Raw genomic sequence first — 15,147 nt, 5'->3', positions numbered from 1 at the left:
GGTGGTATTAATCTTTTGAGGATATCACATGCGTTTCAGGCGCGGGGTCAATTTCCCAGCCCTCGCCCCACGCGTGCGCAAGCGGGCCGGGCAACTGGCGGAAAACGACCCTGGTTGCGCCCTGCCAGGCGGCGAAATCGCCAATAGCCTGCCGCAATCCGGCGATAACGCCTGCCGTGAACGATATGCCCTCTTCGCCATAAAGCGCGATGACTTCAAGCGAGCATTGCTGGCGGTGCATTTTGGCATCCATCCGCCCTACCAGCGCGCCTTTGTGCAGCAATGGTAAAACGAAATAGCCATATTTGCGCTTTGGCGCAGGCGTATAACATTCGAGGCGGTAAGAGAAGTTAAAGAATTCCTCCGCGCGGCGGCGGTCCCAGACAACCGGATCGAATGGTGAGAGCACCGCGCTGTGGGTGGCGGTGAGTTTGCCCGCCACAGCTCGCTCAAGCAGCGGCAGAAGCTCATGATGCAACCACATTGGTCCGAGCGTCTCGACGTCAACCGGCACCACAACTCCCTCATCCTGCCACGCCTGCAATAGCGGGCCGATGGCTACATGGCGCAAGCGGTAGTAATCAGCAAGCCAGGCGCTACGGAAAATGCCGAGGCTCCGGGCGCTGTTAGCGAGCATCTGCGCCTCGGCCTGCGCTTTATCAATCAGATGCAGGCTGTCGTCCCAGTCGGGCAAGACTCTGGTGGTGAGATCGTAGACGCGCTGAAAATTGCGCCGCTCTACCACCATCACCTGCCCTGCGGTAAACAGCCCTTCGAGATGCTTTTTATGCGGTTTCCACTCCCACCAGCCGCTGGCACCTTTACGCGGATGCTCAAAATCTGCCGAGCGTACCGGGCCGTTGCGCTCGATAAACGCCATCAGCTCGCCGATTTCCTGCGCGTGTTCTTCCATCCATGCGGCGCGGTATTTCCAGCCCATGTTTTCCGGCTTCAACATACGGTGACGAAATAACGGGAAATCGCTGCGCGGCAGAAAGCAGGCTTCGTGCGCCCAGTACTCCATCAGCTCGCCGCGCGCCAGCGCCTCATCCAGCCAGCGCCCCGGATAGCTGCCGAGACGGCTGAAAAGCACCAGATACGGGCTGCGGGCCACAATATTGATCGTGTCGATTTGCAGCAGAGACATGCGGGTGATGGTGGCGAGGATGTCAGCAGGGCGTGCGCGGCGAACCGGCTTTTTCAGCAGCCCCTGCGCGGCAAGATGCAGGTGCCGCGCCGCGCGCAAAGAAAGATGCACTCCAGACATATCTGCTCCCGTACGCTATGGCTGGCGCCCCTGCTTAACGCACCAGCGTGAGAATGTCCTTCAGTAATTGATCGGCTTGCGGCTGCGCAAGCGTCGCGTCGACTGGCAGATACCACCAGTTATCATGGGCGAAGGCGCGACATTTCACCGCGTCTTTTTCAGTCATCAGCAGGCTCTGGCCTTCGCTGAGCAACGCCAGCACGTCGGTTTCGCGCAGCGCCTGATGGTCAGCGAGGCTCACGGTTTTAACAGGTGTCAGACCGCATTTTTCAAGCGTGGCGAAAAAGCGCGGTGGATGACCGATGCCTGCCATCGCCACCACATTTTCCAGCGTATTGACCGGACGCCTTTCACCGCTGCGTAAATTAACCGCGAGCCCGGGTTCAAGCTGCATGGCGATTTCGCCGGGACGTGCTTCTCCACCATTGGTAATGACCGCATCCACCTGCTTAAGCCTGGATGCGCGCTCACGCATCGGGCCTGCCGGAAGCCACCAGCCATTGCCGAAACGGCGCACGCCATCAACCACCACGATTTCTTTATCGCGCGCCAGTGCATAGTGTTGAAGACCATCATCGGTAATGATGATTTGCGGCCCGGCGTTATCGATAAGCGCCTGCACCGCTTGCGCGCGATTGGCGGATACCGCCACGGGCGCGCCGGTGCGCTGGTAGATAAGCACCGGCTCGTCGCCTGCTTGCGCAGGCGTGGTAGCTGCGCTAAGCACTAACGGATAATGCGCAGCCTTCCCGCCGTAACCGCGCGACACTACGCCTGCGCGTATACCTCGCTGCTGCAGTTGCTCGACCAGCCAGACCACGACCGGCGTTTTACCGTTGCCGCCTGCGGTAAGATTCCCCACCACGACCACCGGCACCGGCGCGCGCCAGGCCTTACGTAAGCCCAGCTGATAGCTCAGGCGAATAGCGCCGCTAATGAGGCCATACAGCCAGGAGAGCGGCAGCAGGAGTACCCATAACAGCGAACGGCCAGACCAGATGCGTTCAATCATTGCCCGAACTGCATTTTATGAAGCTGCGCATAAACGCCATGCTGTTCCAGAAGCTCGGTATGATTGCCTCGCTCGACAATGCGTCCGTCTTCGATAACCACGATTTCATCCGCCTGCTCGATAGTTGAAAGACGATGCGCGATAACCAACGAGGTGCGGTTCTTTTGCAGTTCATCCAGCGCGGCCTGAATAGCACGTTCTGATTCGGTATCCAGCGCAGACGTCGCTTCATCGAGGATAAGGATCGGGCTGTCTCGCAGCAGCGCGCGGGCAATCGCGATACGCTGACGCTGACCACCGGAAAGCAGAACGCCGTTTTCGCCGATGACCGTATCCAGACCGTTATCCATCTTATTGATGAAATCCATCGCATAAGCCATACGGGCGGCATTCTCAATGGCTTCACGGCTGTAAACATCGGTGCGCGCGTAAGCAATGTTATTCGCGATGGTGTCATTAAAGAGATGTACGTTCTGCGATACCAGCGCAACCTGATTACGCAAAGACGATAGCGTGTAGTCGCGCAGGTCGTGGCCATCCATCAGGATTTCGCCGCTGTCGATGTCATAAAAACGCGTGATGAGGCTTGCGAGTGTCGATTTACCAGAGCCTGAACGCCCCACCAGCGCGACCGTCTTCCCGGCAGGGATAGACAGGTTGATATCACGCAGTGCCGGAATTTCACGTCCCGGGTAGGTAAAGGTGACATTGCGGAATTCGAGATTCCCCTGCGCACGTTCGATGACACGCGTGCCTTCGTCTTTTTCCTGTTCGCTGTCGAGAATAGCGAACAGCGTCTGACAGGCTGCCATCCCGCGCTGGAACTGAGCGTTCACGTTAGTCAGCGATTTCAGCGGGCGCATCAGGGCAATCATGGAGGAGAACACAACGGTGATGGTACCTGCCGTCAGGGTTTCCATGACGCTCGGGAAGCTTGCCGCATAGAGCACAAACGCCAGCGCCAGGGACGCTATCAGCTGAATAATCGGGTCAGAAATTGACGAGGCCGAGACCATTTTCATGCCCTGCAGACGCATCTTGTTGCTGACCTTAGCAAAACGCTCGCCTTCAACCTGCTGGCCACCGAAAATCAGTACTTCTTTATGGCCTTTAAGCATTTGCTCCGCGCTGGTCGTCACCTGCCCCATGGTGTTCTGCATGTTTTTACTGATGCTGCGAAAGCGTTTCGACACGACACGAATCGCCAGTGACACAATCGGTGCCAGTACGATAAGGATCAGCGAAAGCTGCCAGCTGTAGTAGAACATCATGATGAACAGACCAATGATTGACGCCCCTTCACGCACGACGGTAATCAGCGCGCTGGATGAAGAAGACGCCACCTGCTCAGAATCGTAGGTGATACGGGAGAGCAAGGTACCGGTAGATTGTTTATCAAAGAAAGAGACAGGCATGCCCATCATATGATTAAACAAACGGCGGCGCATCGTCATGACGACTTTCCCGGAAACCCAGGAGATGCAATAACTGGAAACATAGCTGGTGATACCGCGCAGGATCATCAGCCCAATGACCACCAGTGGCATCCATAGCAGCACTGAGCGATCGGTTTTACCGAAACCATCATCCAGTAATGGTTTAAGTAGCGATAGCATATAGGTATCGCTGGCTGCGTTGAGTATTAACGCTACCCCAGCCACAATCAGACCCGTTTTAAAGGGCGCTATCACCGGCCAGAGTCGGCGGAAGGTCTGCCACGTGGAGAGATCTTTATCGTTATGCATTCAAAAAACCAGCTTTCGTTGAAATAGCCGCATATTCTACCTGTATTCAGCAGGTGAGCCAAACCACTCATGATACCAGCGGGGTGAAATCTGTTCTCTTAACCCCTCGATTTTCCATTGCCCTGATGAAAAAGAGACTGAAAGCTGCCCGGCATGTGCCGTATCAAACCACTGATAACGGTGCTGCTGATAGCGTTTCACCACTTTTGCTGAAGGTAACCGCCAGGCGTTATATCGTGATGCCGACGCCAGCGCCGCTTTGCCATTAACTACCGATAACAGCGTAGGCGTCGATGAAGTACGGCTGCCGTGGTGAGGCACCTGAAGAATATCCGCCTGCAACGGTTGCCACTGGTTTTTGAGCATAGCCAACTCTGCGGAAGCTTCAATATCGCCTGTTAGCAGGATGCTGTGCTCGCCGTCATCCACTTTAACGACACAGGAGCGGTTATTGCCTCGCTCCTGATACCCTTCAGGAGGCCAGTGAACCGTAAACACCAGCCCCTGCCAGCGCCAGTGCGCGCCTTTGGCACAGGGGATATGACCAGCCCAGTGGAGCGAACTGCGTATCCACATCGTCGGCCACGTACTGGTAAGGCTCTCCAGTCCGCCACGGTGATCCAGATGCTCATGGCTGATGATGACGCCCTCAGGCTTGAGATGATGCCACCGTAGCCAGGGAATAATGATTTGCTGCGCGCTGTCGCCGCCCGGCCAGGCGTTGCCGCTGTCATAGAGTATCGCTCTGCCGTGGCGCTCAATGACGATGGCAAGCCCATGTCCGATATCCAGCATGTGCAGCCGCCAGACATCATCTGCCGTTTTTTGCCAGAAGGACCATGTCAACAGCCCCAGTGAGATACCACACGTGGCGGGCGAAATGCGGTGCCAGCCCACTCTCAACGCAATGATAATCAGCCACGGGGCGAGTGTTATCCACTGATAGCGCTGGTCAAGGCTTAGCCATCCGGGGGGAAGCTCTCGCAACAGCCAGAAAAGCAACGCGAGCGATCTATCGGCCAGCAAACCCGCGTAATGTTCCAGCCATGCCAGATGCGCCAGATCCAGCACCATGCTCAACAGCACCAGTGGAACAACGACGAAAGTAATGCCCGGCACCGCAATTAGATTTGCCAGTAGCGATGTCAGGCTGAGTCCGTGGAACAACAGCAACTGAAGTGGCAGCAGAAGGAGCGTCATACCACATTGCAGATGCAGCAAGCTTTTTAACGGTCGCCATTTCCCTTCCGCGCGCAGCGGCACCCACTGATACCAGAAAATCAGCGCTGCCACGGCAAAGGCCGAGAGCCAGAGGCTTTCCGATAATATCGACACAGGATCAAAAAACAGGATGGCCGCGACGCAGCACATCCATACCTGCCAGGGCGTCCATTGCCTGCCGCAAAGCCGCAGCGCGCACCACACGGACAGAGCGATAAGCGTTCTGATGGCAGGCGGATTACTCCCGCTAAGCCAGGTATAGAGCGCCGCCGCAATAAGCATCGCCAGCAAAGGAAACCGGTAGCCTAAACGACGCGCAGGCAGTAATAGTTGCAGTAAGCGCGCCAGCGCCCATCCAAGCGTCCCCGCAAAGCCGATGTGCAACCCTGAGATAGCCATCAAATGCGCGGTGCCGGTTTCATGAAGCAAGCGTTTGACATCATCCGTCAATGCCATGCGTTCGCCGAAACCGAGCGCCAGTATCACTGGCTGCCAGTTAAAAGCCGCCATATGGTGACTGAAAGAAGCCAGATAACGAGCCCGAAAGCTGCAGCTATCTTCAAGGAGTTGCGCAGATACAACACGCCCTGTCATCGGTAAATGTTGCGACAAGGCATAACGCTGGCTGTCAAAACCGCCCTCGTTGAGCTGCCCGTGAACTGGCCGCAGGCGCAACGTCATCAACCAGCGCTGACCGGCGCAGGCCTTTTTCGGTAAATAGCTGTCTCGCAGTACCACGCCAGGCGCAGGAAACCACCGCTTGCCGTCTGCCCGGTAAATTTTAATATGATGTTCCGTCGCGCCATCAGTCCCGGTAATAACGGCTTCAACCTGGTGCGTTTTTGTCGTTAACAAATCATATGGCAGCGTAACCTGTCGGGCAGCGAGCAGCCCCCAACAAAAGAAAAGCAGCGTCAGCGCCAGAAACCGCACAGCGGAATGTCGCAAAAACAGCATTAACGTCGATGCAATTGTGATGACGGCTATCTGCGCGACAGTCGGTAGCGAAGGTAAGAACAGCAGTGGCGACAGACCAGCCATAACGCACAGGCTCAACGCGGGCAGTGAGATCACAGACTCCTCCTTGTTGCCCCGGAGTGTGCGGCCTAAAAGGAGTGTTGTCAGGCTGTAACTGGCGGATTTACGAGATGTGCAGAGAAAAATTTATGGTATTGCAGATGTTGCAGGCAATGCGTCGAGAAAGCTCGCAAAGTCATGTGACGGGCACAAAAAACGGCACCCGTAAGTACCGTTTTCTGCTAGGTTAAGCGATAAACCTTAACCGTAAATATTGGCGCGGTCGCGTAGTTCTTTGCCCGGTTTAAAGTGCGGAACGTATTTACCTTCCAGCTCGACTTTATCACCTGTTTTGGGGTTACGCCCGGTGCGTGGTGCGCGATAGTGTAAGGAGAAACTGCCGAAACCCCGGATTTCAATACGCTCGCCCTGGGCAAGGGTAGAGGCCATATGTTCCAGCATCTCTTTAACCGCATCTTCCACCGCTTTCGCCGGGATATGGGAGTGCTGGCTTGCAAGTCTTTCGATTAATTCTGACTTGGTCATGTTTCCTCCGGTTTCCATTCAGGAAAATTGTCTTACAGCTATCATCGAACAAGGGCGGCCAAAGCCGCCCTTAGTGTCTGATTACAGGCCGGAACCTGTAATCTGTCAAGGCAATTACTCGCCTTTAGCTGCTTTGAATGCTTCAGCCATTGCGTTAGAGAAGTTGCCTTCTTCCTGTTTGTTGTTAACAGAAGCGATTGCATCTTTCTCGTCAGCTTCGTCTTTCGCACGAACAGACAGGCTCACAACGCGGTTCTTACGATCAACGCCAGTGAATTTAGCTTCAACGTCGTCACCAACGCTCAGAACCAGAGTCGCGTCTTCTACGCGGTCACGGGAAGCTTCAGAAGCGCGCAGGTAACCTTCAACGCCGTCTGCTAATTCAACTGTAGCACCTTTCGCGTCAACTGCGGTTACTTTACCAGTAACGATTGCACCTTTCTTGTTCAGTGCAACGTAGTTGTTGAACGGATCTTCTGCGAGCTGTTTAACGCCCAGAGAGATACGCTCACGCTCTGCGTCAACCTGCAGTACAACGGCAGCGATTTCGTCGCCTTTTTTGTACTCGCGAACGGCTTCTTCGCCAGCCACGTTCCAGGAGATGTCAGACAGGTGAACCAGACCGTCGATGCCGCCGTCCAGGCCGATGAAGATACCGAAGTCAGTGATAGACTTGATTTTACCTTCAACGCGATCGCCTTTGTTGTGGGTCTCAGCGAACTGCTGCCACGGGTTGGCTTTGCACTGTTTCAGGCCCAGGGAGATACGACGACGTTCTTCGTCGATATCCAGAACCATCACTTCTACCACGTCACCAACGTTAACGACTTTGGACGGGTGGATGTTTTTGTTGGTCCAGTCCATTTCGGAAACGTGTACCAGGCCTTCAACGCCTTCTTCGATTTCAACGAAGCAGCCGTAGTCGGTCAGGTTGGTTACGCGACCAGTCAGGCGGGTGCCTTCCGGGTAACGTTTAGCGATAGCAACCCACGGATCTTCGCCCAGCTGTTTCAGGCCCAGGGAGACACGGGTACGCTCGCGGTCGAACTTCAGCACTTTAACAGTGATTTCGTCGCCAACGTTCACGATTTCGCTCGGATGCTTAACGCGTTTCCAGGCCATATCAGTGATGTGCAGCAGGCCGTCTACGCCGCCCAGATCAACGAATGCACCGTAGTCAGTGAGGTTCTTAACGATACCTTTAACTTCCATGCCTTCCTGCAGGTTTTCCAGCAGCTGATCGCGCTCTGCGCTGTTTTCAGATTCGATAACGGCACGACGAGAAACAACAACGTTGTTGCGCTTCTGATCCAGCTTGATTACTTTGAATTCAAGCTCTTTGCCTTCGAGGTGCAGGGTGTCACGAACCGGACGCACGTCTACCAGGGAACCCGGCAGGAACGCACGAATACCGTTCAGCTCAACAGTGAAGCCGCCCTTGACTTTGCCATTGATAACACCAGTAACGGTTGCAGCTTCTTCGTAAGCTTTTTCCAGCATCAGCCACGCTTCGTGACGTTTAGCTTTCTCACGAGACAGCAGGGTTTCACCGAAACCGTCTTCTACTGCATCCAGAGCAACGTCAACTTCGTCACCAACCTGGATTTCAATTTCGCCCTGGGCGTTTTTGAACTGCTCTGCCGGAATGGCGGACTCAGATTTCAGACCGGCGTCAACCAGTACTACGTCTTTGTCGATAGCAACAACAACGCCACGAACGATAGAACCCGGGCGGGTTTCGATTTCTTTCAGGGATTCTTCAAAGAGTTGAGCAAAAGATTCAGTCATGTTTAATCTTCAGGTTTTAAATTAACGTCCACCTGGCATCATGCTGGGTGGGGTTGTTTCACATACCCGCTGTCACTCCATTGCAACGGGGGTACTGCAAATTCGGTCGCGTTACTTCGCGAGCGCCAGTTTTTCACGGGCGTATTCAAGCGCCTTTTCGATAACTTCTTCAATGCTAAGGCTGGTGGAATCCAGCACCAGAGCATCTTGCGCGGGCACTAACGGCGCTACTGGCCGGTTACGATCGCGGTCATCGCGCTCTTTTATCTCGGCCAAAAGGCGTTCAAAGTTAACACTAAAGCCCTTTTCCTGCAACTGTAGCATACGGCGATGAGCACGTTCCTCGGAGGAAGCGTCAAGGAAAATTTTCACAGGCGCATCAGGGAAAACCACCGTTCCCATGTCACGCCCGTCGGCAATCAGGCCAGGTGCTTCACGAAATGCGCGCTGACGGCGCAGCAGTGCTTCGCGCACACGCGGGAACGCGGCAATCTGCGAGGCGGCGTTGGCCACCTCCTGCGTGCGAATCTCGGCACTGACGTCTTCACCTTCCAGAATGACTTCCAGTTCGCCCTGCTGCGCGACGAAGCGCACATCCAGGTGCGCAGCCAGCGGAACGAGCGCTTCTTCGGAAGCGACATCAACATGATGATGCAGGGCGGCCAGCGCGAGAACCCGATAGATGGCGCCGGAATCCAGCAAATGCCATTGCAGGGTTTCAGCCATCGCTTTACAGAGCGTGCCTTTCCCTGCGCCGCTTGGGCCATCGATTGTGATTACCGGGACGGATGCCGTCATCTTTTTCTCCTTCAATAACAAATGGCAGGCCTGCAACGTGAACGCGGCGCATTATACGCTTCATCACCGCAGACTGTTATCTTTCCGGCAAAATATCGCCGCCATTGTGGCTGAGTGTAGAAGAAGTGGGCGCAGATGCCCGGAACGGCGCGCTGCCGTTCCGGAAAAACTACGTATTTAAGCAGAGTGGCTGATACGCGCGAGCTGCGCGAAATAATTCGGGAAGGTTTTCGCGGTGCATTTCGGGTCGAGAATCGTAACCGGCGTGTCGGAAAGCGCCACCAGCGAGAAACACATCGCCATGCGATGATCGTTATAGGTGCCGATATCCGCAAACTGTAACTGCGCAGGCGGCGTAACGGTAATGAAGTCATGCCCCTCTTCAACCGTAGCGCCGACTTTGCGCAGCTCGGTGGCCATCGCCGCCAGGCGGTCTGTTTCCTTCACACGCCAGTTATAGATATTACGAAGCGTGGTGGTGCCTTTAGCAAACAACGCGGTAGTGGCGATGGTCATCGCCGCGTCGGGAATATGGTTCATATCCATATCAATCGCGTTCAGCTCACCGCGGGTGCAGCTGATGAAATCGTCGCCCCAGGTGATGTGTGCGCCCATTTTTTCCAGCACGTCAGCAAAGCGAATATCGCCCTGCACACTATTGCGCCCAATACCGGTGACTTTGACAGTGCCGCCTTTAATGGCTGCCGCCGCGAGGAAATAAGACGCGGAAGACGCATCGCCTTCTACCAGATAATGTCCTGGCGACTGGTACTGCTGGCCGCCCTGAATGACAAAACGCTGGTAGTTTTGGTTTTCCACCTCAACCCCAAAGGTTTTCATCAGGTGCAGCGTGATATCAATGTAGGGCTTTGATACCAGCTCGCCTTTAATGTCGATAGCGGTGTTGCCCGGTGCCAGCGGAGCGGCCATTAACAGCGCGGTCAGGAACTGGCTTGAAACGCTGCCGTCAACGGTTACGTTGCCACCGGTGAATCCGCCTTTCAGATGCAGCGGCGGATAGTTTTCCTGCTCCAGATACGTGACATCTGCGCCGCCCTGACGCAGCGCGTCGACCAGATGTCCAATCGGGCGCTCTTTCATGCGCGGCTCGCCAGTCAGCACCACATTATTAGTGCCAAGGCACAGCGCCGCTGCCAGCGGACGCATTGCGGTTCCGGCGTTACCTAAAAACAGTTCCAGCTCCACGAGCGTATTGAACGGCCCGCCCTGCCCCTGAATTTCACAGCGGGTGCGATCGTCTGAAAGCGAATAATGAACGCCAAGCGCGTTGAGCGCGTTCAGCATATGGCGCACGTCGTCGCTATCCAGGAGGTTGGTGAGCGTCGTAGTGCCTTTTGCCAGTGCGGCGAGCAGCAGCGCCCGGTTGGAAACGCTCTTGGAGCCAGGAAGATTAATGGTGCCATCCACACGCGCGATGGGTTGTAAGGTCAGGGATTCCTGCATGGAAAAAGTCTCAATAAAACAGAATAAAAACCCCGCGGCCAGCCGCGGGGCGAATCATAACGGAAGGATTAACCGTGACGGCGTTCGAAATCCACCATGAAGTCGGTCAGGGCTTTTACCCCTTCGAGCGGCATCGCGTTATAAATAGAGGCACGCATGCCGCCGACCACGCGGTGGCCTTTCAGCGCGTGCAGGCCCGCAGCAAAGGACTCTTCAAGGAACAGCTTATCCAGACTGCTGTCGGCGAGCTGGAACGGTACGTTCATGCGTGAACGGTTAGCCGTTGCAACATCGTTGCGATAGAAATCACTGTTATCAATCACGCCGTAGAGCAGATCGGCTTTTTGCTGGTTGATCTTGTCCATCGCCGCCACGCCGCCGTTGGTTTTGAGCCATTTAAACACCAGGCCCGCGAGATACCAGGCAAACGTCGGCGGCGTGTTGAACATGGAGTCGTTTTCGCTCAGCACGCTGTAATCCAGCACCGACGGGCAAGAGACATGCGCCTTGCCAAGCAGATCCTCACGCACAATGACCAGCGTCAGGCCCGCCGGGCCAATGTTTTTCTGCGCGCCCGCGTAGATGACGCCGTAACGGCTGACATCAATCGGATGAGAAAGAATGGTGGAGGAGAAATCGGCGGTAACGATAGCGTCGCCAAAATCAGGCGTATCGTTAATCGCGATGCCGTCGATGGTTTCATTCGGGCAGTAGTGGACGTAAGCGGCATCCGCCGAGAGCTGCCATTCGCTCATCGGCTTAATGGCGCGTTTGCCATCAACGGTGATTTTCGCGTCAATCACATTCGGCGTCAGGTATTTTTTGGCTTCTTTAACCGCGCTTGCCGCCCAGTAGCCGCCATCAACATAATCGGCAGTCGTTTTGTTGCCGAGCAGATTCAGCGGAAGCGCGGAGAATTGCCCGCGTCCGCCGCCGTGGCAGAATAACACTTTGTAATTTGAGGGGATCTCCAGCAGATCGCGAAAATCCTGTTCCGCCTGTTCCGCCACCTGAATAAACTCTTTGCTGCGGTGGCTGATTTCCATCACAGAGGTGCCTAACCCCTGCCAGTCACGCAACTCTTCCTGAGCCACTCGTAACACATCCGCCGGCAGCATCGCCGGGCCAGAACTAAAATTGTAGACCTGAGCCATTTCCCCTCACCACGCTAAAAGCAATAAGTTTTTCCTGTGGCTATCGGTTTTATCATTCCGTTGACAGGGCTGCAACGGCTAATCCTGGCGCCAGGGGGAATGTGCGCCAAATCACACAACACAATCCGCCAGCACAGCGCCCGCTGACGGTGGAATTTGCTGTCAGGTTACGCGGGTCGCGGTGCTTGCCTTCACCCATATATGGTTTTTGCAGCGCGGACAGGACGGTTTCACACCGGCATCAAACGTCACCACTTCGCTACAGCGGATACAGGCGTAATCGCCGGTTTCAGGGATATGTTCAAAACGCTCGCTGCAATACTCCGGCAGAATCGACAGTCCCGGTCGTACCAGTTTGTCGGGATAGTAATAAACGCTGATTTGACCATTAGCCTCAAGGATAGCGAGTCGCACCTGCCCCAGATGCTCCACGCCTTTGGTACGCAGCTCCATAAAAAACTCAAATTCGGTCATGTTCTCCCGGTTGAGCTTTTCCCAGGCCAGCTCGCCGTCTTCAATAATGATGCGCGGTTTGCCCTCCAGTAGATCCTCAAGCTTTTCGCTACAGGACATCAGCCACATCACCAGACGATAGAGCACGCCGAGCGTAACAAACACTACCAGCACGGGCAGCAGCGGCACGTCGTCATAAAACGCCACGTCCCCCGCCGCTGATCCGAGCGTCAGAATGATTAGTACTTCAAAGAGCGACATCTGACGTACGCCACGTCGCCCGGTAATTTTGAGAAACAGAAACACCAGGATAAAGGTGTAAAGGCTGCGCAGCGCGACTTCACCCAGAAATTCTAATGGAAACTTGTCAAGCGCCATCCGTTGCAAATCGAAAGCTTTCATATTTTTCTTACGCCATAACAGGGAGTTATCTTGATTAAGGATAGTCGTAAGATTTATTTTTGCCGCATCGGGCGGGACGATGGCGCAGAAGGGCTAAAATCCGTATCATTGCGCGCTTTGCGTACGATAAAAGTGGATCCCATGACTCAAACCTTCATCCCCGGCAAAGATGCCGCTCTGGAAGACTCCATCGCTCGCTTCCAGCAGAAACTCACCGATCTGGGCTTTAACATCGAAGAAGCCTCCTGGCTAAACCCGGTGCCGAACGTCTGGTCTGTGCATATTCGCGACAAAGAGTGCGCGCTGTGCTTTACCAACGGTAAAGGTGCTACCAAAAAAGCTGCGCTGGCTTCCGCGCTGGGCGAATACTTTGAGCGTCTGTCCACCAACTATTTCTTCGCCGATTTCTGGCTGGGCGATACGATCGCAAACGGCCCGTTCGTGCACTATCCGAACGAAAAATGGTTTCCGATCCCGCAAAGCGATGAACTGCCGGAAGGCATTCTTGATGCCCGCCTGCGCGCGTTTTACGATCCGGAGAACGAACTGACCGCCAGTATGCTGGTTGACCTGCAGTCTGGTAATGAAGAGCGCGGCATCTGCGCCCTGCCGTTCACCCGCCAGTCAGATGAACAGACCGTTTACATTCCGATGAACATCGTCGGCAACCTGTATGTATCCAATGGCATGTCCGCGGGCAATACCCGCAACGAAGCCCGTGTTCAGGGGCTGTCTGAAGTGTTTGAGCGTCATATCAAGAATCGCATTATTGCCGAAAGCATCAGCCTGCCGGAGATCCCGCAGGAGGTGCTGGCGCGCTATCCTGGCGTGGTCGAAGCTATCAATACACTTGAAGCGGAAGGCTTTCCGATTTTCGCTTACGACGGCTCTCTCGGCGGAAAATATCCGGTTATCTGCGTTGTACTGTTTAACCCGGCCAACGGCACCTGCTTTGCCTCCTTCGGCGCGCATCCCGATTTCGGTGTGGCGCTGGAGCGTACCGTCACCGAGCTGCTGCAGGGCCGCGGCCTGAAAGATCTCGACGTGTTTACGCCACCGACGTTCGATGATGAAGAAGTGGCCGAACATGCGAACCTTGAGACGCACTTCATCGACTCCAGCGGTCTTATCTCCTGGGATATGTTCAAGCAGGACGCGGATTATCCGTTTGTAGACTGGAGCTTCGCCGGTACGACGGAAGAAGAGTTCGCTACCCTGATGGCGATTTTTAAGGCTGAAGATAAAGAAGTCTACATCGCCGATTACGAGCATCTGGGCGTTTACGCCTGCCGTATCATTGTGCCGGGCATGTCTGACATCTATCCGGCAGAAGATCTGCTGCTCGCGAATAACAATATGGGTAGCCATCTGCGCGAAACGCTGCTGGCGCTGCCGGGCAGCGAGTGGGAGAAAGAAGATTATCTGAACCTGATCGCTCAACTGGACGAAGAAGGCCATGACGACTTCACTCGCGTGCGCGAACTGCTGGGCCTGGCAACGGGTAAAGACAACGGCTGGTATACCCTGCGCATCGGCGAGCTGAAAGCGATGCTGGCGCTGGCTGGCGGCGATCTGGATCAGGCGCTGATCTGGACCGAGTGGACCATGGAATTTAACGCATCGGTATTCAGCGCCGGGCGCGCCAATTATTATCGTTGCCTGCAGACGCTTCTGCTGCTGGCGCAGGAAGAGGAACGCGAGCCGCTACAGTACCTGAATGCCTTCGTTCGTATGTATGGCGCAGATGCGGTGGAAGCCGCGAGCGCGGCTATCAGCGGCGAAGCGCCCTTCTATGGCCTGCAGCCCGTCGACGGCGATCTGAAAGCTTTCCCGGCGCATCAGTCGCTGCTGGCTGCCTATGAAAAACTTCAACGGGCTAAAGCCAGGTTTTGGCAAGGAAATTGATATAACGCATATCAATTGACCTGCTTCACACTTATGTTTAGCAAATATGACGGGGCACGTTTACGGCCCCGTTTTTATTTGTCTGGTTAAAAGTTTGAATGTAAATATCAAGTTAATTACTGGTGAATATTAAATATATCCGCCCGGCTTGATTGTTACCTTTTTTAGCCAATAATTCATAATGATTAACACTTTATGAGGAGAGGCAAACCGCTTTTTTTCAACACTTTTAATAATATTTAAAATTTATTTTTTATTGGATAATCATAAAGTTAAGCTGAAATTGCGTAAAAAACAGACGCCTTTCAGTCCTGCAAACCTGGCGAGATATGATCCATATCAACTTTTACTGCATCATGCTTTGTTAGTATCAAC

11 protein-coding genes are annotated in these 15,147 nt (G+C 54.7%); 1 reads left to right on the top strand and 10 read right to left on the bottom strand.

The genetic code is table 11. The annotated features are described in order from the left end of the window. Nucleotides 1-7: 7 nt before the first annotated feature. The 10 genes from ACUW6V_RS06250 to ACUW6V_RS06205 all read right to left on the bottom strand — a co-directional run bounded on the left by ACUW6V_RS06250 (nucleotide 8) and on the right by ACUW6V_RS06205 (nucleotide 12,867). The gene (locus tag ACUW6V_RS06250; protein WP_454038133.1) at nucleotides 8-1,267 is read right to left on the bottom strand and encodes a winged helix-turn-helix domain-containing protein; all 1,260 of its coding nucleotides are present in this window, start codon (nucleotides 1,265-1,267) and stop codon (nucleotides 8-10) included. A gap of 34 nt (nucleotides 1,268-1,301) precedes the next feature. Next, nucleotides 1,302-2,279, bottom strand: a complete 978-nt coding sequence (gene lpxK, locus ACUW6V_RS06245; protein WP_063264829.1) for a tetraacyldisaccharide 4'-kinase — start codon at nucleotides 2,277-2,279, stop codon at nucleotides 1,302-1,304. After that, nucleotides 2,276-4,024 carry a lipid A ABC transporter ATP-binding protein/permease MsbA gene (msbA, locus tag ACUW6V_RS06240; RefSeq protein ID WP_004387352.1) on the bottom strand — a complete coding sequence of 583 codons (1,749 nt, stop codon included), beginning with the start codon at nucleotides 4,022-4,024 and terminating at the stop codon, nucleotides 2,276-2,278. The genes lpxK and msbA overlap by 4 nt, the downstream gene beginning before the upstream one ends. A 36-nt stretch (nucleotides 4,025-4,060) precedes the next feature. Beyond that, on the bottom strand, nucleotides 4,061-6,319 hold the full coding sequence (locus ACUW6V_RS06235) for a ComEC family protein (protein ID WP_454038132.1): 2,259 nt from the start codon (nucleotides 6,317-6,319) through the stop codon (nucleotides 4,061-4,063). A 204-nt stretch (nucleotides 6,320-6,523) separates the two neighbouring features. Next, the gene (ihfB, locus tag ACUW6V_RS06230) at nucleotides 6,524-6,808 is read right to left on the bottom strand and encodes an integration host factor subunit beta (RefSeq protein WP_004387353.1); all 285 of its coding nucleotides are present in this window, start codon (nucleotides 6,806-6,808) and stop codon (nucleotides 6,524-6,526) included. A 114-nt stretch (nucleotides 6,809-6,922) separates the two neighbouring features. Continuing rightward, the gene (gene rpsA, locus ACUW6V_RS06225; RefSeq protein ID WP_004387354.1) at nucleotides 6,923-8,596 is read right to left on the bottom strand and encodes a 30S ribosomal protein S1; all 1,674 of its coding nucleotides are present in this window, start codon (nucleotides 8,594-8,596) and stop codon (nucleotides 6,923-6,925) included. A gap of 111 nt (nucleotides 8,597-8,707) precedes the next feature. Further along, nucleotides 8,708-9,394, bottom strand: coding sequence for a (d)CMP kinase (cmk, locus tag ACUW6V_RS06220; RefSeq protein ID WP_014729209.1), 687 nt, complete (start codon nucleotides 9,392-9,394; stop codon nucleotides 8,708-8,710). 177 nt (nucleotides 9,395-9,571) lie between these two features. After that, nucleotides 9,572-10,858: a 3-phosphoshikimate 1-carboxyvinyltransferase gene (gene aroA / locus ACUW6V_RS06215; protein ID WP_012125215.1), complete on the bottom strand. Its 1,287-nt coding sequence runs from the start codon at nucleotides 10,856-10,858 to the stop codon at nucleotides 9,572-9,574. Nucleotides 10,859-10,926: 68 nt separating this feature from the next. Then, nucleotides 10,927-12,012 carry a 3-phosphoserine/phosphohydroxythreonine transaminase gene (gene serC, locus ACUW6V_RS06210; RefSeq protein ID WP_007866472.1) on the bottom strand — a complete coding sequence of 362 codons (1,086 nt, stop codon included), beginning with the start codon at nucleotides 12,010-12,012 and terminating at the stop codon, nucleotides 10,927-10,929. A 162-nt stretch (nucleotides 12,013-12,174) separates the two neighbouring features. Then, nucleotides 12,175-12,867, bottom strand: a complete 693-nt coding sequence (locus tag ACUW6V_RS06205; RefSeq protein ID WP_004387357.1) for a DUF421 domain-containing protein — start codon at nucleotides 12,865-12,867, stop codon at nucleotides 12,175-12,177. 141 nt (nucleotides 12,868-13,008) lie between these two features. On the opposite strand from ACUW6V_RS06205, the gene ycaO reads away from it, so the two are divergent. Next, entirely contained in the window at nucleotides 13,009-14,772 is a 1,764-nt protein-coding gene (gene ycaO, locus ACUW6V_RS06200; RefSeq protein WP_012125216.1) for a 30S ribosomal protein S12 methylthiotransferase accessory factor YcaO, read from the top strand. The last annotated feature ends 375 nt before the right edge of the window (nucleotides 14,773-15,147 follow it).

Source organism: Cronobacter sp. 153480017-3, from assembly GCF_053627815.1.
The sequence above is the reverse complement of the archived record's forward strand: the minus strand, read 5'-3'. Positions and strand labels throughout refer to the sequence as shown.

Bases quoted from the DNA above. Each gene is read 5' to 3' on its own strand.
- ACUW6V_RS06250 (WP_454038133.1), bottom strand. From the start codon at position 1,267: ATGTCTGGAGTGCATCTTTCTTTGCGCGCGGCGCGGCACCTGCATCTT.
- lpxK (WP_063264829.1), bottom strand. From the start codon at position 2,279: ATGATTGAACGCATCTGGTCTGGCCGTTCGCTGTTATGGGTACTCCTG.
- msbA (WP_004387352.1), bottom strand. From the start codon at position 4,024: ATGCATAACGATAAAGATCTCTCCACGTGGCAGACCTTCCGCCGACTC.
- ihfB (WP_004387353.1), bottom strand. From the start codon at position 6,808: ATGACCAAGTCAGAATTAATCGAAAGACTTGCAAGCCAGCACTCCCAT.
- rpsA (WP_004387354.1), bottom strand. From the start codon at position 8,596: ATGACTGAATCTTTTGCTCAACTCTTTGAAGAATCCCTGAAAGAAATC.
- cmk (WP_014729209.1), bottom strand. From the start codon at position 9,394: ATGACGGCATCCGTCCCGGTAATCACAATCGATGGCCCAAGCGGCGCA.
- aroA (WP_012125215.1), bottom strand. From the start codon at position 10,858: ATGCAGGAATCCCTGACCTTACAACCCATCGCGCGTGTGGATGGCACC.
- serC (WP_007866472.1), bottom strand. From the start codon at position 12,012: ATGGCTCAGGTCTACAATTTTAGTTCTGGCCCGGCGATGCTGCCGGCG.
- ACUW6V_RS06205 (WP_004387357.1), bottom strand. From the start codon at position 12,867: ATGAAAGCTTTCGATTTGCAACGGATGGCGCTTGACAAGTTTCCATTA.
- ycaO (WP_012125216.1), top strand. From the start codon at position 13,009: ATGACTCAAACCTTCATCCCCGGCAAAGATGCCGCTCTGGAAGACTCC.